Source organism: Branchiibius hedensis (genome assembly GCF_900108585.1).
In the GTDB taxonomy this organism is placed as follows: domain Bacteria; phylum Actinomycetota; class Actinomycetes; order Actinomycetales; family Dermatophilaceae; genus Branchiibius; species Branchiibius hedensis.
The window spans coordinates 2,293,733-2,311,268 of the sequence record NZ_UESZ01000001.1 but is presented as its reverse complement, the minus strand read 5'-3'; the positions used below and the strand labels follow the sequence as shown (position 1 = coordinate 2,311,268).

The window sequence follows — 17,536 nt, the reverse complement described above, 5'->3', positions numbered from 1 at the left end:
ACAGGCTGCGCGATCCAGGTGGCCAGCAGGGGGTCAGCCACATGACGCGGTAGTGAGCGCCTCGTGAACGCTCTCGGCTACGGTTGGCCGCGTGAGCATCGATGGTTTTTGGGGGGTCATCCCTGCCGGTGGCTCTGGGACGCGGTTGTGGCCGTTGTCGCGCGAGGCGTCTCCGAAGTTCCTGCACGACCTGACCGGTTCGGGCCGCTCGATGTTGCAATCGACCTTCGACCGCCTCGGTCCGCTGTGTGACGACCGTTTCCTGGTCGTCACGGGCTGGCAGCACGTCGACGCAGTGCGCGAGCAACTGCCGGAGTTGGGCGAGGACGACGTCCTGGTCGAACCCTCTCGTCGTGAATCGATGCCGGCGATCGGCCTCGCCGCGGCGATCCTGGAGGCGCGTCACCCCGGCGCCATCATCGGGTCTTTCGCCGCCGACCAGGTGATCATCGACGAGGATGCGTTCCGGGCCTGCGTGACCGAAGCGGTCGCGGTGGCACGCACCGGCAAACTGGTCACCATCGGCATCGAGCCGACGCACGCCGCCACCCAGTTCGGCTACATCGAGACCGGCGAACCTCTCGACGTCGCTGGCGCGCCACGCGCCCACGGGGTCACGGCCTTCGTCGAGAAGCCGGATCCGTTGACCGCCGAGGAGTACTTCCGGTCCGGGCGCTTCCGTTGGAACGCCGGCATGTTCGTGGTGCAGGCCGCGACGTTGATGAGCATGCTGGAGCACTACCAGCCGCTGATGGCCAAGTATCTGCGGCAGATCGCGGAGAAACCGATCCGGATCAACGAGTTGTGGCCGCGCCTGACCAAGCTGGCCATCGACAACGCGATCGCCGAGCCCGCAGCCGTTGACGGTCAGGTTGCGGTGATTCCCGGCGACTTCTCCTGGGACGACGTGGGGGATTTCGCCTCTCTGGCGGGGTTGTTGGCCGACAACGCCGATGCGCCCGGGGTCAAGGTCCTCGGTCGCCGCGAGCTCGTCGTCATGCAGGACGCGACCGGTGTGGTCGCGCCACGATCGGGCCGCACGGTCGTCGCGATGGGCGTTGACGACATCGTGGTCGTCGACACTGACGACGCCGTCCTGGTGACCAGCCGGGCCCGGGCGCAGGACGTGAAGAAGATCGTCGAGCAGCTCGTCGAGACCGGCCGCGCCAATCTGACGTGAACCCCCGCCGCACCACCCTCGATCTCGGCTATCGCCACCTGCTGCGGCCTGCGCTGTTCCGGGTCGGCGGCGGCGATGCCGAGGTCGCCCACGAGCAGACACTGCACCGCCTGGCCACCCTGGGACCGCGGCGTCGCGCCGCTCTCGCCGCCGCGCTGAAGGTGCCGACCCAGTCGGTGACGGTGGCCGGGCTGAGCTTCCCGGGGCGGGTCGGACTCGCTGCCGGAGTGGACAAGAACGGCGTCGCAGCGCTCGCCTGGCCCGCACTCGGCTTCAGCCACGTCGAACTCGGCACCGTGACCGCACACCCACAACCGGGCAACGACAAACCACGGTTGTTCCGGCTTCGCGACAGCCAGGCCATCATCAATCGGATGGGCTTCAACAACCTGGGTGCCCAGGCGTTGGCTGATCGGTTGCGCGAAACGGGACCGGTCGGCGTACCGGTAGGGGTCAGCATCGGCAAGACCAAGGTGACGCCGGTGCAGGAGGCAGTCGGCGACTATCTGACCTCGGTGCGGGCGTTGGACGCGGTCGCGGACTACTTCGCGGTCAACGTGTCCAGCCCCAACACCCCGGGCCTGCGCTCGTTACAGGACAAAGAACCGTTAGCGGAGTTGCTGGCCGAGATCGTCACGGAGACAAAGCGGTTGGCGGCGGCCACGGGGGCCCGCCCGACCCCGGTCTTCGTGAAGATCGCCCCCGATCTGACCGACAGCGCGATCGACGACGTTCTGGAGGTGGCCGCGAACGCGGACGTCAGCGGAATCATCGCGACCAACACCACGATCGCCCGCGACGGCCTGGCCGATCCTGACCTGCCGCTGGCCAAAGAGACCGGTGGGCTGTCCGGCGCGCCACTGACCCGGCGCTCGCGGGCGGTGGTCGAGTACGTCGCGCGGCATGCCGCGACCCCGATCATCGGGGTGGGCGGGATCGGCAGCGCCGACGACGCATTGGCCATGGTGGACGCAGGCGCCGATCTGGTGCAGGTCTACACCGGTTACATCTACCGCGGGCCGGCTCTGGTGATGGAGCTCAACCAGGCGCTGGGCTGACTAGGCTGAAAGCATGGCTGAGACTGAATCCGGACTGCCCATCCAGGCGGTGTACGACGACCTACCGGCCGGCTTCGACGCCGCGTCACTGGGGGAGCCGGGTCAGTACCCCTTCACCCGCGGGGTCTACCCCACGATGTACACCGGCCGCCCGTGGACGATGCGGCAGTACGCCGGGTTCGGAACCGCCGCCGAATCCAACGCTCGCTACAAGGAACTCGTGGCCAATGGCACGGGTGGCCTCTCGGTGGCCTTCGACCTGCCGACCCAGATGGGCTACGACTCCGACGCGCCGTTGGCTCACGGCGAGGTCGGCAAGGTCGGTGTCGCGATCGACTCCCTTGACGACATGCAGGTGCTCTTCGACGGTCTGCCGCTGGACCAGGTCAGCACCTCGATGACCATCAACGCGCCGGCCTCGACGCTGCTGCTGCTCTACCAGTTGACCGCGCAGGCGCAGGGCATCGCCGCCGACAAGCTGACCGGAACGATCCAGAACGACGTACTCAAGGAGTACATCGCGCGCGGGACCTACATCTACCCGCCGGCCCAGTCGTTGCGGCTGATCAGCGACATCTTCGCCTACTGTCACAAGGAGATTCCGCGCTGGAACACGATCTCCATCAGCGGCTACCACATGGCCGAGGCTGGTGCGACACCCGTGCAGGAGGTCGCCTTCACCCTCGCCAACGCCATCGCCTACGTGCGAGCCGCGCAGACGGCGGGTCTGCACGTCGACGACTTCGCGCCGCGACTGTCCTTCTTCTTCGTCGCCCGCACGACGCTGCTCGAGGAAGTGGCCAAGTTCCGTGCGGCCCGGCGGATCTGGGCCCGCATCATGCGCGACGACTTCGGCGCCAAGAACCCCAAGTCGCAGATGCTGCGCTTCCACACCCAGACCGCGGGTGTGCAGCTGACCGCTCAGCAGCCTGAGGTCAACCTGGTGCGGGTGGCGCTGCAGGGGTTGGGCGCTGTGTTCGGGGGGACCCAGTCGTTGCACACCAACTCCTACGACGAGGCGATCGCGCTGCCGACGGCCAAGGCGGCTCGGCTCGCGCTGCGGACCCAGCAGGTCATCGCCTACGAGACCGATGTGACCAAGACGGTCGACCCGTTCGCCGGTTCGTACGTTGTCGAGGCCCTCACCGACGATCTCGAAGAAGCGGTGCTCGACCTGATGAAGCAGGTCGAAGACCGCGGGGGAGCGGTCCCGGCGATCGAGGAAGGCTTCCAGAAGTCCGAGATCGAGAAGACCGCGTATGACACTGCGTTGCAGATCGATTCGGGCGAGCGGGTCGTCGTCGGCCAGAACAAGTTCACGATCGACACCGAAGAGCCCTACGAGCCGCTGCGGGTCGACCCGGCGATCGAGGCAGAGCAGGGCAAGCGGCTCGAGCAGCTGCGGGAGTCCAGGGACAACGCCCTGGTGCAGCAGCACCTCGCCGCCCTGCAGAAGGCCGCGACCGGTGCGGACAACGTGCTGCTGCCGATGCGCGATGCGCTCGCCGCGCGGGCAACCGGTGGCGAAGTGGCGGACGCCTTGCGCGAGGTGTGGGGCGCCTACGTGCCCCGCGACAGCTTCTAGTGCGCCGCGTGTTGGCGTTCGTCGCGAACCACTACGTGCTGGTGGTCGTGTGCTTTCTCGCGGTGGTCCTGCTGATCGTGCTGGCAGCCGGTCGGGGAGCGGTCTGAGTGGCTGACTACGCTGGACCGCGCTGTGGATACCGCTCTGACTGATCTCATCAACGCCCGCGTGGACGCACTCGAACCCGAGTTGATCGCCCTGCGGCGTGATGTGCACGCCCATCCCGAGATCGGTTACCAGGAGCACCGCACCACCGAGGTGGTCCGCCAGCGGCTCGAAGCCAGCGACGTACGGACCCGGCGCCTGGACGGCACCGGACTGATCGCCGAACTCGGCGCCCCGCAGCCCCGGATCCGGATCGGCCTGCGGGCGGACCTGGACGCGTTGCCGGTGCAGGAGCAGACCGGCCTGCCCTTCGCGTCGGTCGAACCGGGCATGTGCCACGCGTGCGGACACGACGTGCACACCGCGGGTGTGCTCGGTGCGACTCTCGCCCTTGCCGCGGTCGAGCCGCAGCTGGTCGAGGCGGGCGTCGCGGTGCGGGTTATTTTCCAGCCCGCCGAGGAGGTGCTCCCCGGTGGCGCCGAGTCCGTCGTCGCGCAGGGCGAACTCGTCGACGTCGACCGTATCTTCGCGGTGCACTGCGACCCCAGCATCGACGTGGGCACCGTCGGTCTTGCGGCCGGTCCGATCACCGCCGCCTGCGACGACGTCACGGTGACGGTGAGTGGCCGTGGCGGGCACACCTCCCGCCCGCACCTGACCGGCGACCTCACCTACGCCCTGGCCAAAGTCATCACCGACGTACCCGCCGTCGTGTCCCGTCGCCTCGACCCGCGCGCCGGCGCGGCGTTGGTCTGGGGCGCGGTGCACGCGGGCAGCGCACCGAACGTCATTCCTTCTTCCGGTACGGCGCGTGGCACCTTGCGCATGCTCGACGCTCAAGCGTGGCTCAAGGCTGAAGGTCTGGTCGAGCAAATCGTGCACGAGGTCGTTGCGCCCTACCAGGTGCATGCCGAGGTGCATCACGAGCGCGGTGTGCCTCCGGTGGTCAATGACGAGACCTGCATCGAGGCGTTGCGCGCGAGCGCAGAAGCATTGGTCGGATCGGAGGCACCCGTCGGCACCCCGCAGTCGCTGGGCGGGGAGGATTTCTCCTGGATGCTGCAGAAGACTCCCGGCGCGCTGGCCAGGCTGGGTACCCGCACACCCGGCGGTTCGACGTACGAACTGCACCAGGGCAACCTGGTCGTCGACGAACGGGCTATCGCGATCGCCGCCAAGGTGCTGGCCGGCGCCGTCCTGCTGACCGGTGGCCTGAATTTCGATTTACCTACTGGCCCTCGATAATCTGGGCGACGTGACCGACCGCCGCCTGCCCGCGTGGACCGTGTCGGTTCCGCAAGTCGACCGCCGCACGATCGTCCGCACGGCCGCCTGGAGTGCCCCGGTGCTGCTGGTGGGTGCGACTGCCCTTCCGGCCGCCGCGTCACCGTTGTCCGACCCGAACATCGTCAACGTCACCGGCTTCGGAACGGTTGTCCGATGCAGTACCGTCCCGGCCGGGACGGTGACGTTCACGGCGTACATCGGTCCGAATCCTGCCCCGGTCGGCTCGGTCGTCACGATCACGTTGCCGGCTGGGTTGTCGTTCGTCAGTGGCGCAGCCCAGACCCAGACGGTGACCGTCGGTGCGAACGGTTTGGTGAGCGTCCCGGCGTTCAAGGTGACGGGCGCATCGGGCGCCTACTCGATCACCGCGACGTTCCAGGGTGTCTCCGACACGGGTGTCGGTGTGGTCACCGCGAACGCTGGCCCGGTCTACGAGCTGTACCGCAGCGTCGGTGGAACCAATGACCCCGCGACCATCACCTCCGCGGTCACCGGCGTGACCAACGGACAGGCGGGCGCTATCTCCGGTGACCAGGGATCGACCACGTCCGGACCGTCCAACGGGTCCAACGTCGCCATCCTGACCCAGACCGGAACCGTGTCCTATTGGGGACGCAGTCTCGGCGGGACCGCGGCGGCACCCCTGACCTTGCAGTTCGCAGGAGCGAACGTGACCGGTGTGAAGTCGGTCAGCACCTGGACCAGCGTGAACTCCAGCAATGACACCGCGGGAGGCGTCGCCTCTGACGGCACGTCGGTCTACCAGATGTTCAGCTCCGCTGTCGGCGGTCCGACGTCGGTGACGAAGGTCGCTGGTATCAGCGGCACCGTGCTGGATGTCCAGGGCACCGATGGGTACGGCTACGCGCTCACCACCAACGGGCTGTACTACTGGACCGACAACGTGGCCGGCACACCCACCGCAACGTTGATGCCCGGCTCCGCCGGCGCCACGTCGTTCAGCGCCTACAGCACCCGCGCCGGATCCGGCACCTCAGGTGCGCTCACCTACGGCGGTTCGTTGCTGATTGGCGGCACGGTCCGCAGCTGGTCGCAGGGATTCAGCCTCTCGACAGCCACGAACGCGCCGACCAGTGTGACCAGACTGATCGCCGAGCCCACGGTCACCTGGGCGTTGACCGGTAGCGGCGACCTCTACGGGATCGGGTCTGCGGTAGGCAACACCACCGCGTGGAAGAACTTCGCCAGCAACGTCAAGACCTTCGACAGCTGGGGCTACAACGGCTACACCGGCGGGGTCTGGGTCACCCAGGACGGCAAGGCCATCCAGTTCTTCAGCCATGGCAGTACGACGCTCAGCACGCTGGACTACACCCAGTACTTCGGCGGTAAGAACGTCGTGCAGGTCTTCGCGTCCGACGGCGGCTACCTGGCGCTGACCGCCGACAAGCAGGTCTACGCCTGGACGGGCAACAACGACAACAGCGGCCGGACGACCCCTGCCGCGACCGGGATCAACAACGCCACGGATCTCGAGGTGTGGGGTCTGCACTCCGGCAACTACTGGGGTGGCGGGTTCATCATCGCGGGAACGGACTGCGCATAGGGCTCGTGGGCGCATGAGCGAGAATGTGCCGAATTCTTGTACGCTGCTCCCACTTGTCGGGTAGTGCGAACGCGCACGAGTAATTCACCAGGGGAATCGTGACCGATCGTCGGATGCCTCAGTGGACCGTGCCGGTGCCCGAGGTTGACCGGCGCACCCTGGTCCGCGGCGCAGCGTGGAGCGCCCCGGTGCTCCTGGTGGGTGCAACCGCCCTGCCGGCGTCAGCTTCGCCGTTGTCCGACCCGCAAATCGTCGCCACGACCTGCTTTGGAACGGTGACCCGCTGCGCGACGGTGCCGGCCGGCACCGTGACCTTCACCGCCTATGTGGGTCCGAACGTCGCTCCGGCCGGCTCGAGCGTCACGATCACCTTGCCGGATGGTCTGTCCTTCATCAGCGGTTCCAGCCCGCAAACGGTCGCGGTCGGCGCGAACGGCGTGGTCAGTGTCCCCGCGTTCAAAGCCGCCGGCGCAGCAGGCGCGTACTCGATCCAGGCATCCTTCACCAACGCGGGCACGACGGTCACCGCGGCCTGCACCGGCACGGTCACTGCCGCACCCGGCGGCGTCGTCGGGATCACCCGGTCAGTGGGCGGCAGTACGGCGGTCCCGACCATCAGTACCACCCCCGTGCCCTCGATCACGACCGGAGCCACCGGTGCTACCTCCGGTGACAACAACGGCCGCAACACCGCCATCGTCACCTCCGATGGCAGCGTCAAGTACTGGGGCGAGAACCTGACGGGGACGACCACAGCGCCGAACACGTTGGGTGTCGTCACGGGCGCTACAGAGGTGAGCGTCTGGACCAGCACGAGCAGCACAGCTGCTGGTGGCGCCGTCCGGACGAGCGGCAATAGCGTGTACCAGTTCTACACCTCCGGCGGGACCGCACCCACCGTTCTGGCGGTCAACGGGATCACTGGAACCGTGCTCGATGTCCAGGCCACCCAGGGATACGGGTACGCGCTGACGACGAACGGGCTGTATTACTGGACGACCGCGACCGGTACGACGGCCCCGACCGCGAGCCTGATGGCTGGAACCGCGGGCAACACGATCACCCGGTTCAGTGCGTTCGGCGCGGGCGGCGCGCTGGTCAAGGCTGGTCAGGTCTGCACCTGGACCGCGCCCGCCGCGACCGGCACACCGCTGACGTGCGGCACCGGTAACCCCTCCGCAGTGACGCAGATCCAAGCTTTCGCTGGCAACAGCACCCAGGGCGCTATTTTGCTGGCGCTCACCGCCACGGGTGACTTGTACGCGCGCGGCCCGGCGGTCAACTCCACCGCCTGGGTCCTCTACGCCTCCAATGTGGCGACCTTCGACGGCTGGGGTGTCGGCGGCTCGGGCACCAGCTACACCGGTGGCGTCTATGTGACCACCAGTGGTGCGACGTACCAGTTCATGTCGATCAACGGCAACAAACAGGGTGGTCCCTCGTTGCTCACCACGCTGGCTGGCAAGTCCATCACGCAGGTGTTCGCCTCAGACGGCACCTACCTGGCGCTGGCCTCGAACGGCACCGTCTATGCCTGGGGCGGCAACCTCGACACCGGCCGTGGTGATCCGACCCTGCAGTCCGCGGTGACCAACGCGGCGGATCTGGAGGTCTGGGGATACCACGTGGGCGGCGGCAACTTCTACGGCGGCGGCTACGTGATCACCGGTCAGCCCTGCTGATTTCTGCGCCTCCGCGGTAACGGTTCGGTTCCAGTGCTGTGCTGAACGTCTCGATCGGCTGTGTCCGGGCTGAACTGCCCGTTAGGGTAAGTCCGATCATGTTGCTGCCCTGACGGAGGAGATCTTGTGCAGACCCTGAAGAAAATCGCGACAACTTCCGCTGTCGCTGCCCTCGCGATCGGCATGGCCGCGTGTGGCTCCAACTCCACCAGTGGCTCGTCGCCGTCGGGCACCGCCACCGGCACGGGGACCGGCACCGCCGGTGCCAGCAGCCTGAAGGTGGGGATGGCCTACGACGTGGGTGGTCGTGGTGACCACTCCTTCAACGACTCCGCCGCGGCGGGTCTTGACGAGGCCGAGAAGAAATTCGGTATCACCCCGACCGAAGTGACCGCCAACTCCACCGACAACGACGCCACGCGGGTGCAGCGCCTGCAGCAGCTGGCGCAGAACGGTAACAAGGCCATCGTCGCGGTCGGCTTCAGCTACGCCGCCGCGGTCGGCAAGGTCGCCAAGCAGTTCCCGAACGTCGACTTCGCGATCATCGACGACGCCTCGGACGCTTCCAAGGGCGACAACATCGACCAGATCACCTTCACCGAGCAGGAAGGCTCCTTCCTCGCCGGTGTCGCGGCCGCCAGCACCTCCAAGTCCGGTCACATCGGCTTCGTCGGTGGTGTCCAGAACGCGCTGATCCAGAAGTTCCAGGCCGGCTACCAGGCGGGCGCCAAGTACGTGAACCCGAACGTCAAGATCGACGTCACCTACCTGACCCAGCCGCCGGACTTCAGCGGATTCGCCGACCCGGCCAAGGGCAAGACGGCCGCCACCGGCATGTTCCAGAACGGCGCCGACGTGGTGTACGCCGCAGCCGGTAAGTCCGGTGACGGTGTGTTCCAGGCCGCCAAGGCCGCCGGTGCGGGTCACTGGGCGATCGGTGTGGACTCCGACCAGGCACTGACCGCCGACGCGTCGGTGCGCGATGTCATCCTGACGTCCATGGTCAAGGGCGTGAACGTCGGTGTGTTCAACTTCCTGACCCGGGTGCACGACGGCACGTTCAAGGGTGGCAACACGGTCTACGGCCTCAAGGACAAGGGTGTCTACCTGTCCACGACCGGTGGTCACATTGATGGCCTGAAGGACAAGTTGGCCGAGGTCGAAGCCAAGATCACCTCTGGTGAGATCAAGGTGCCCAGCACTGTCTGATCAACGCTGAGGGGACCCGGTCGCGCGATAGTGTGCGACCGGGTCCCATGTTGTGCGACCCCCGAGGAGACCCCCATGAGTTCCGCAGAAGCCCCACCCGCGGTCGAGTTGCGTGGCATCACCAAGCGATTCCCCGGTGTCGTCGCCAACAAGGACATCGACATCACCGTCAAGGCCGGCACGATCCACGCCATCGTCGGGGAGAACGGCGCCGGTAAGTCGACGCTGATGAAGATCCTGTACGGCGTGCAGAAGCCGGACGAGGGCACCATCGCCGTCAACGGTGAGCAGGTGGAGTTCGCCAGCCCCGCCGACGCGATCGCGCACGGCATCGGCATGGTGTTCCAGCACTTCAAGCTGGCTGACAACTTCACCGTCACCGAGAACGTCGTCCTCGGCGCGGAGAAACTGCACGGCATCGGCACTGGTGCGCGTGACGAGATCCAACGGATCTCCACGGCGTACGGGCTGCACGTCAATCCGGACGTGATGGTCGACCGGCTCGGCGTCGGTGCGCGTCAGCGGGTCGAGATCCTCAAGGTGCTCTACCGCGGCGCCAAGATCATCATCCTGGACGAGCCGACCGCGGTCCTGGTGCCACAGGAAGTCGACGAACTCTTCGCCAACCTCGGCCAGCTCAAGGCCCAGGGCTTCACCATCATCTTCATCTCCCACAAACTCGACGAGGTCCGCCAGGTCGCCGACACGATCACGGTCATCCGGCGCGGCACCACCGTGGCAACGGTCGACCCGACGTCGGTCACCTCACGCGAACTCGCGGAGTTGATGGTCGGTTCGGCCCTGCCGACCCCGCAGACGGAGGAGTCGACCGTCACCGACGAGGTGGTGCTGTCCGTCGCCGGTCTGAATCTTCCCTCGGCAGAGGGCGGTTCGCCGCTGCTGACCGATGTCGACCTGGTCATCCACGCCGGTGAGGTGCTCGGCATCGCCGGCGTCGAGGGCAACGGCCAGGCAGAGTTGGTCGAGACGATCATGGGCATCCATGTGCCGTCCTCCGGCAGCGTGACGCTGCTGGGCAAGGACCTGGCCGGCTGGTCCACGCGGGCGATCCGTGAGGCCGGGGTGGGTTACATCCCCGAGGACCGGCACCGGCACGGCCTGCTGCTGGAAAGCCCGCTGTGGGAGAACCGCATCCTCGGTCACCAGACCGAGGCTCCGATGGCCAAGGGCTGGCTGATCGATGCGGGTGCCGCCCGTGCCGACACCGAGCGCATCGTGACCGAGTACGACGTGCGCACCCCCTCGATCGACGTCACCGCCGAGTCGCTGTCCGGCGGTAACCAGCAGAAGCTCATCATCGGCCGGGAGATGGCGCATTCGCCCAAGGTGTTGATCGCCGCCCATCCGACCCGTGGCGTCGATGTCGGCGCGCAGGCCGCGATCTGGGACCACATCAAACAAGCTCGCCGCGAGGGTCTGGCGGTGCTGCTGATCTCGGCCGACCTCGATGAGTTGATGGGCCTGTCCGACACGATCCGGGTGATCCTGCGCGGCCGGCTATCCGGCACGTTCGACCCCGCTACGGTCACCCCCCAGGATCTGGGTGCGGCCATGACCGGTGCTGATTCCAGCAAGGGAGCTGCCTGATGAACCGTTGGCGCCGTCTGGGCCTGAACCTCGCCGCACCGCTGCTGGCGATCATCGTCGCCGTGATCGTCACCTCGATCATCCTGGTGTTGTCCGGTGACCCGGTCGGCCCGGTCTGGAAGGTGTTCCTGTCCAGTCCCGTCGAAGGAGCCTGGGCGCGGATGCTCAACGACACGGCGGCCTTCTACCTCTCGGGTATCGCGGTGGCCATCGGCTTCCGGATGAATCTGTTCAACATCGGTGTCGACGGGCAGTACCGCGTGGCGGCGTTCGCGGCCGCGGTGCTGGCCGGTCAGGCCTGGCTGCCCGGCTGGCTCAACGTCATCGCGGCGATCCTGCTGGCGATGCTGGTCGGCGCCCTGTGGGCCGGCATCGCCGCGGTGCTCAAAACCGCCCGCGGCGTCTCGGAAGTCATCTCCACGATCATGCTGAACGCCATCGCCACCGGTCTGGTGGCGTGGCTGCTGACCAAGGTGCAGGCCGACAACGCGGGCAGCAACTCCACCGGGACCAAACCGATCCCGGAGAGTTCGCACGTGCCGGCGCTGCCCTTCCTGCAGACCAACATCAGCAACATCTACGGTCTGTCCCTGCTCGCCGTACTCATCGGACTCGCCTACTGGTTCGTGGTCTCGCGCACTCGCTTCGGCTTCGACCTGCGCGCCGCCGGACAGTCTGACGACGCGGCCCGGGCCAGCGGTATCGACGTCAAGCGCACGGCGATCATCGCGATGTTGCTGTCGGGTGCGGTCGCCGGATTGGTCGGTCTGCCAGCGCTGTTCGGCAACGACTACCAGTACGGCACCACCAGCCAGGCAGGTCTGGGCTTCACCGGAATCGCGGTGGCCCTGATCGGGCGCAACCACCCCGTCGGGGTCGCGTTCGGTGCGTTCCTCTGGGCGTATCTGGCCAACCAGGCCGACAGCCTGCAGATCAACGCCGGGGTCAGCGTGGCCCTGGTCAACATCATCCAAGGAATCATGGTGCTGGCGGTCGTCATCGCCTACGAGTTGGTGCGCCGACTCGGGGTGCGGATGGAGCAACGACAAGTCGCGGCTGACCTGGCCGCACCGAGCGAACCGGTGGGGGCCCAGGCATGAGCATCGACACCGCGCCCGCGCCCACCTCACCGCCGGTCTCGAGCCAGGCCCGCGCCCTGTGGTCCAACCGGTGGGTCTCGATCCCACTGGTCATCCTCGGCGGAGTCTTCATCATGTCCGTTCTGCGGGTGGTCACCGGCGCCAACGACATGAACTCCTCGGGTGCCATCGGCGCGGCTCTGGGCCTCGCCGTACCCATCGCCATGGCCGGTCTGGGCGGTCTGTGGTCGGAGCGCGCCGGCATCGTCAACATCGGCCTCGAAGGCATGATGATCATGGGCACCTGGAGCGCGGCGTACTTCGCGTTGAACTGGGGTGCCTGGGCCGGTGTGCTCGGCGCCATCATCGGTGGCGCGATCGGTGGTGCCCTGCACGCTTTGGCCACCGTCGTCTTCACCGTCGACCAGATCGTCTCCGGTGTCGCGATCAACATCATCGGTCTCGGCGTGACCAAGTATCTGGCCGACCGCGTCTTCGGCCGGATGGAAGGTGGTGGCCCGACGCAGTCCCCGGGACTGCCCGACCTACCGACCGTGACGCTGCCCGGGTCGAACTTCCTGGCGACGGTCGAGAAGCACCACTGGTTCTTCATCTCCGACCTGGCCGGCATGATCGGCGGATTGATCACCAACCTGTCGGTGCTCACCATCATCGCCATCGTGCTGGTCGTCGCGTCGGTCTTCCTGCTGTGGCGCACGCGGTTCGGTCTTCGACTGCGCTCCTGCGGTGAAAACCCCTGGGCGGCAGAGACCCTGGGCGTCAAGGTGAATCTCTACAAGTTCATCGCGGTGCTCATCTCCGGTGGTCTGGCCGGACTCGGTGGCGGCTTCCTGGCCATGGTCGCTTCCAGCAACTACATCGAAGGACAGACCGGCGGCCGCGGATACATCGGTCTGGCCGCGATGATCTTCGGTAACTGGAACCCGCTCGGAATGGCCGCCGGCGCCTTGCTGTTCGGCTACACCGATGCCATCCAGTTGCGTGGTGGTGGCACCACGGTGCACGCGCTGTTGTTGCTGCTGGCCGTCATCGTCCTGCTGGTCGGTGTGTGGCAGATCGTGCGCCGGCACCGGTACTGGCGCGGGGTGATCGCTGTGGTCATCGGTGCGGCGTTGCTCGCGATCTACTTCACCACGGACACCATCCCGACCCAGTTGACCTCGACCACGCCGTACGTCACCACCTTGTTGGTGATGGCGCTGGCCTCGCAACGATTGCGAATGCCCAAGGCCGACGGGCAGATCTACCACAAGGGAGAAGCCGGATGACCGCGGTCGACTGGGACGCGCTCACCGCCAGAGCCGTCGAAGCGATGCGGACCGCCTACGCGCCGTACTCCCAATTCCCTGTCGGGGTGGCTGGTCTGGTCGACGACGGCCGGATCGTGAGCGGCTGCAACGTGGAGAACGCGTCGTACGGCGTGGGGCTGTGTGCCGAGTGCGGCATGGTCTCCTCGTTGATCGCCACCGGCGGCGGACGCTTGGTGGCCGTGTCCTGCGTGGACGCTCGCGGGGTGTCGTTGATGCCGTGCGGCCGGTGCCGCCAACTGTTGTGGGAGCACGGCGGCGCATCCTGCTTGCTGCTCACGCCCGAAGGTGTGCTGCCGATGTCCGATGTGTTGCCGCAGGCCTTCGGTGGCGAGGACCTGGCGGCCGTGCGCGGGGAATCAACTCATGGCTGAGGGATTCGACGCGGTTGACGTCATCCGCACCAAACGCGACGGCGGGACGCTGTCGGACGGGCAGATCGACTGGGTGATCGACGCCTACACCCGTGGTGTGGTGGCCGACGAGCAGATGTCGGCGCTGGCCATGGCGATCCTGTTGCGGGGGATGACCCGTGCCGAGATCGCGCGGTGGACCGCCGCGATGATCGCGACCGGTGAGCGGATGTCCTTCGCGCAGTTGGGCAAACCGACCGCCGACAAACACTCCACGGGTGGCGTGGGTGACAAGATCACGCTGCCCCTGGCGCCGCTGGTGGCAGCCTTCGGAGTGGCCGTTCCGCAGTTGTCCGGCCGCGGCCTGGGGCACACCGGGGGCACGCTGGACAAGCTGGAATCCATTGCGGGCTGGCGTGCTTCGCTGTCCAACGAGGAGATGATGGCCCAACTGGCCGACGTGGGCGCGGTCATCTGTGCCGCAGGCTCCGGCCTCGCACCGGCCGACAAGAAGCTCTACGCACTGCGGGACGTCACCGGCACGGTCGAGTCGATCCCGCTGATTGCTTCGTCGATCATGAGCAAGAAGATCGCCGAGGGCACGGGTGCGCTGGTGCTGGACGTCAAGGTCGGGTCCGGTGCCTTCATGAAGACCCAGACCGACGCGGCCGAGCTGGCGCAGACGATGGTCGCCCTCGGTACGGACGCCGGCGTGAAAACCGTTGCGCTCCTGACCGACATGTCGACTCCCTTGGGTCTGACCGCCGGCAACGCACTGGAGGTCGCCGAGTCGGTGGAGGTGCTGGCCGGGGGAGGACCGGCCGACGTGGTCGAGCTGACCGTTGCGTTGGCCCGGGAGATGTTGCAGGCGGCCGGTGTCGATGAGGATCCGGCGCCTGCCCTGGTTGACGGTCGGGCGATGGACGTCTGGCGCAGGATGATTGCGGCACAGGGCGGCTCGCCGGACGCGCCGTTGCCGGTCGCTCGGGAGTCGCACGTCGTCACCGCGCCGAGTTCGGGCACGCTGACCCGCCTGGATGCGCTGGCGGTCGGTGTGGCCGCCTGGCGACTGGGTGCCGGCCGGGCACGCAAGGAGGACGTGGTCCAAGCCGGAGCCGGTGTCGTGATCCACGCCAAGCCGGGCGACCCGGTGACGTCGGGCCAACCGCTCCTGACCTTGTACACGGACGAACCCGACCGATTCGCAAGGGCATTGGAAGCGTTGGACGGATCCTTCGACATCTCCGCAGACTCTGCTTTCACACCACCACCCCTGATCCTGGAGCGTTATGCCTGAGTTGTACCCCTCGCCCGTCCGCATCCCGGCGCCAGGCGGCAAGGTCATCGAAGAACACATCGGTGCGGCCAGCAACGCCGAGAGCCGCGTCTCCGTGGCGCACATGACCGCCCCCGCCGGCTGGAGCGAACCGTTCCAGACCCCGGAGTTCGACGAATTCACGATCGTCCTGTCGGGCACAGTGCTGATCGACCACGACGGCGGACAACTGGCCGTCGGGGCGGGACAGTCGGTGAAAACTGCGGCAGGAGAGCGCATCCGATACTCCTGCGGTCCGGACGGTGCGTCGTACATCGCCGTCTGCCTGCCGGCCTTCACTCCGGAAACGGTGAACCGTGACGCTTGACACCGCCCCACTGCCGAAAGTCCTGCTGCACGACCATCTCGACGGCGGTGTCCGGCCGGCTACTGTGCTGGAACTGGCGCGGGAGACCGGCTACACCGAACTGCCCGCCGACGATCCGGTAGCACTGGGCGAATGGTTCCGTGCCGCAGCCGATTCCGGGTCGCTGGTGCGCTATCTGGAGACGTTTGCGCACACCGTCGGCGTCATGCAGACCGCCGACGCCCTGCATCGGGTGGCCTACGAATGTGTCCGTGACCTGTCCGATGATGGCGTCGTCTACGCCGAGGTCCGGTATGCCCCCGAGCAACACCTCGAGCAGGGACTGAGCCTGGAAGAGGTCGTCGAAGCGGTCAACGCCGGCTTCCGCGACGGTGAACGGGACGCTGCAGTGGCGGGCCGGCCGATCGTCGTACGCGCGCTGCTGACGGCGATGCGGCACGCGGCCAAGAGCCGGGAGATCGCCGAACTGGCCGTGCGCTACCGCGATGACGGCGTCGGTGGTTTCGACATCGCGGGCGCGGAGGCGGGCTACCCACCCACGCGGCACCTGGATGCGTTCGAATACCTGCGCCGCGAGAACGCACACTTCACGATCCACGCCGGGGAGGCGTTCGGGCTGCCCAGCATCTGGGAGGCGATCCAGTGGTGCGGGGCCGAGCGGCTCGGTCACGGGGTGCGGATCGTGGATGACATCCAGCAGGATGTCGATGGTCGACCACACCTGGGCCGGTTGGCGGCGTTCGTGCGCGACCGGCGGATCCCGTTGGAGATGTGCCCGTCCTCCAACGTGCAGACCGGCGCGGCCGAATCCATTGCAGCGCACCCGATTACCTTCCTGAAGGACCTCACGTTCCGGGTGACGTTGAACACCGACAACCGGTTGATGAGCAACACCTCCATGAGCAAGGAGATGCAACTGCTCGTCGACGAGGCGGGCTGGAGCAAGACCGACCTGCTGTGGGTGACGTTGAACGCGATGAAGTCGGCCTTCCTGCCCTTCGATCAGCGTCTGCGGTTGATCGAGGACGTCATCAAACCTGGGTACCGCTGAGCCGAGAACGTACGGCGTCCTCCCGGGCCAACCGCTGCTCATCACGACGGCGCCGCTCGGCCAGGATCGCTGCCAGCACCGCCTCGTCCGGTGCACCGGCCGGTGGCGGCGGTGCGACGTAGGGCTGCACCTGGGCGATCAGATTGGCGGCGGTCGAGGCGCGCGCTGCGGGCAGCAAGGTGTGGGCGCGCAGCAGGAACTGGCGGATCGCCAATGCCAGCCCATCGGGCAGCGGCCGGATGTCGGTACCGCTGGCCCACGGTTGTAGTGCGACCGGCTCCAACGGCGGTGGGGTGAGCTTGATCGACGTTTCTTCGCGCACGACGTACGTCCCAGCAGCCATGTCTCCCAGGCGCTTTCCGCGGGTCGACAGCGCGGCGGAGATCAGTGCGGGCAGCCCCCAGAAGGAGAAGATCTCGATCAGTGCCACCAGCCCGCGCACGAGCGAATGCCGGAAGGTGATCGGGCCGCCGTCGTCGCGGACCACCCGAAGTTTGAACAACAGTTTGCCGAGCGAACGTCCGTGCGTGGCGACCTCGATCCCGACTGGGATGAAGAGCACGACCGAGGCGTACATCAGCAGCAGCACCGTCGCGGCGTTGGCGTCCAGGCCGCCGACGATCCGGCCGAGACCGAACAGCAACGCCAAGAGGATCGCGAAGTAGATCACTTGATCAAGCAGGCGGGCCACAACCCGACCGGGGAGCCCGGCCGGCGGGATGTCCAACCGGACTGCGTCGCCGCTGACCAGCGATCCCGCGTCCGCGCCGCGTAGCCCCTGCTCCATGACCGGAACGCTAC

Annotated in this window: 15 protein-coding genes; 14 read left to right on the top strand and 1 reads right to left on the bottom strand. The window is 67.2% G+C overall.

The window, feature by feature from the left end; translation table 11 throughout:
* Positions 1-91: 91 nt before the first annotated feature.
* The 14 genes from DR843_RS11180 (at position 92) to DR843_RS11115 (ending at position 16,735) form a co-directional block, all read left to right on the top strand.
* On the top strand, positions 92-1,180 hold the full coding sequence (locus tag DR843_RS11180) for a mannose-1-phosphate guanylyltransferase (protein ID WP_109685857.1): 1,089 nt from the start codon (positions 92-94) through the stop codon (positions 1,178-1,180).
* Positions 1,177-2,238, top strand: coding sequence for a quinone-dependent dihydroorotate dehydrogenase (locus DR843_RS11175; RefSeq protein ID WP_109685855.1), 1,062 nt, complete (start codon positions 1,177-1,179; stop codon positions 2,236-2,238). Before DR843_RS11180 ends, DR843_RS11175 begins: the two co-directional genes overlap by 4 nt.
* Positions 2,239-2,251: 13 nt before the next feature.
* Positions 2,252-3,823, top strand: coding sequence for an acyl-CoA mutase large subunit family protein (locus DR843_RS11170; protein WP_109685853.1), 1,572 nt, complete (start codon positions 2,252-2,254; stop codon positions 3,821-3,823).
* Between the two features lie 132 nt (positions 3,824-3,955).
* Entirely contained in the window at positions 3,956-5,173 is a 1,218-nt protein-coding gene (locus DR843_RS11165) for an amidohydrolase (protein ID WP_109685851.1), read from the top strand.
* Between the two features lie 10 nt (positions 5,174-5,183).
* Positions 5,184-6,782 (top strand): hypothetical protein, encoded by a 1,599-nt coding sequence (locus DR843_RS11160; RefSeq protein ID WP_109685849.1) that lies wholly within the window; start codon positions 5,184-5,186, stop codon positions 6,780-6,782.
* Positions 6,783-6,895: 113 nt separating this feature from the next.
* On the top strand, positions 6,896-8,464 hold the full coding sequence (locus DR843_RS11155) for an RCC1 domain-containing protein (RefSeq protein ID WP_109685847.1): 1,569 nt from the start codon (positions 6,896-6,898) through the stop codon (positions 8,462-8,464).
* 126 nt (positions 8,465-8,590) lie between these two features.
* A complete protein-coding gene (locus tag DR843_RS11150) occupies positions 8,591-9,673 on the top strand; it encodes a BMP family lipoprotein (protein WP_245934095.1) in 1,083 nt (360 codons plus the stop codon).
* A 75-nt stretch (positions 9,674-9,748) separates the two neighbouring features.
* A complete protein-coding gene (locus tag DR843_RS11145) occupies positions 9,749-11,281 on the top strand; it encodes an ABC transporter ATP-binding protein (protein WP_109685846.1) in 1,533 nt (510 codons plus the stop codon).
* Positions 11,281-12,381, top strand: a complete 1,101-nt coding sequence (locus DR843_RS11140) for an ABC transporter permease (RefSeq protein WP_170119842.1) — start codon at positions 11,281-11,283, stop codon at positions 12,379-12,381. The genes DR843_RS11145 and DR843_RS11140 overlap by 1 nt, the downstream gene beginning before the upstream one ends.
* Complete coding sequence (locus DR843_RS11135; RefSeq protein WP_109685842.1) at positions 12,378-13,649, top strand: ABC transporter permease; 1,272 nt, start codon at positions 12,378-12,380, stop codon at positions 13,647-13,649. The genes DR843_RS11140 and DR843_RS11135 overlap by 4 nt, the downstream gene beginning before the upstream one ends.
* A complete protein-coding gene (locus DR843_RS11130) occupies positions 13,646-14,062 on the top strand; it encodes a cytidine deaminase (RefSeq protein ID WP_109685840.1) in 417 nt (138 codons plus the stop codon). Before DR843_RS11135 ends, DR843_RS11130 begins: the two co-directional genes overlap by 4 nt.
* Complete coding sequence (locus DR843_RS11125) at positions 14,055-15,338, top strand: thymidine phosphorylase (protein WP_109685837.1); 1,284 nt, start codon at positions 14,055-14,057, stop codon at positions 15,336-15,338. The genes DR843_RS11130 and DR843_RS11125 overlap by 8 nt, the downstream gene beginning before the upstream one ends.
* Entirely contained in the window at positions 15,331-15,684 is a 354-nt protein-coding gene (locus DR843_RS11120) for a cupin domain-containing protein (protein ID WP_109685836.1), read from the top strand. The genes DR843_RS11125 and DR843_RS11120 overlap by 8 nt, the downstream gene beginning before the upstream one ends.
* Positions 15,674-16,735 (top strand): adenosine deaminase, encoded by a 1,062-nt coding sequence (locus DR843_RS11115; protein ID WP_109685834.1) that lies wholly within the window; start codon positions 15,674-15,676, stop codon positions 16,733-16,735. The genes DR843_RS11120 and DR843_RS11115 overlap by 11 nt, the downstream gene beginning before the upstream one ends.
* On the opposite strand, the gene DR843_RS11110 is transcribed toward DR843_RS11115, so the two are convergent.
* A complete protein-coding gene (locus DR843_RS11110) occupies positions 16,716-17,522 on the bottom strand; it encodes an RDD family protein (RefSeq protein WP_109685832.1) in 807 nt (268 codons plus the stop codon). The genes DR843_RS11115 and DR843_RS11110 overlap by 20 nt on opposite strands.
* Between the last annotated feature and the right edge of the window lie 14 nt (positions 17,523-17,536).

Coding starts and splice junctions, on each gene's coding strand:
- DR843_RS11170 (WP_109685853.1), top strand. CDS start 2,252: ATGGCTGAGACTGAATCCGGACTGCCCATCCAGGCGGTGTACGACGAC.
- DR843_RS11155 (WP_109685847.1), top strand. CDS start 6,896: ATGCCTCAGTGGACCGTGCCGGTGCCCGAGGTTGACCGGCGCACCCTG.
- DR843_RS11145 (WP_109685846.1), top strand. CDS start 9,749: ATGAGTTCCGCAGAAGCCCCACCCGCGGTCGAGTTGCGTGGCATCACC.
- DR843_RS11140 (WP_170119842.1), top strand. CDS start 11,281: ATGAACCGTTGGCGCCGTCTGGGCCTGAACCTCGCCGCACCGCTGCTG.
- DR843_RS11135 (WP_109685842.1), top strand. CDS start 12,378: ATGAGCATCGACACCGCGCCCGCGCCCACCTCACCGCCGGTCTCGAGC.
- DR843_RS11130 (WP_109685840.1), top strand. CDS start 13,646: ATGACCGCGGTCGACTGGGACGCGCTCACCGCCAGAGCCGTCGAAGCG.
- DR843_RS11125 (WP_109685837.1), top strand. CDS start 14,055: ATGGCTGAGGGATTCGACGCGGTTGACGTCATCCGCACCAAACGCGAC.
- DR843_RS11120 (WP_109685836.1), top strand. CDS start 15,331: ATGCCTGAGTTGTACCCCTCGCCCGTCCGCATCCCGGCGCCAGGCGGC.
- DR843_RS11110 (WP_109685832.1), bottom strand. CDS start 17,522: ATGGAGCAGGGGCTACGCGGCGCGGACGCGGGATCGCTGGTCAGCGGC.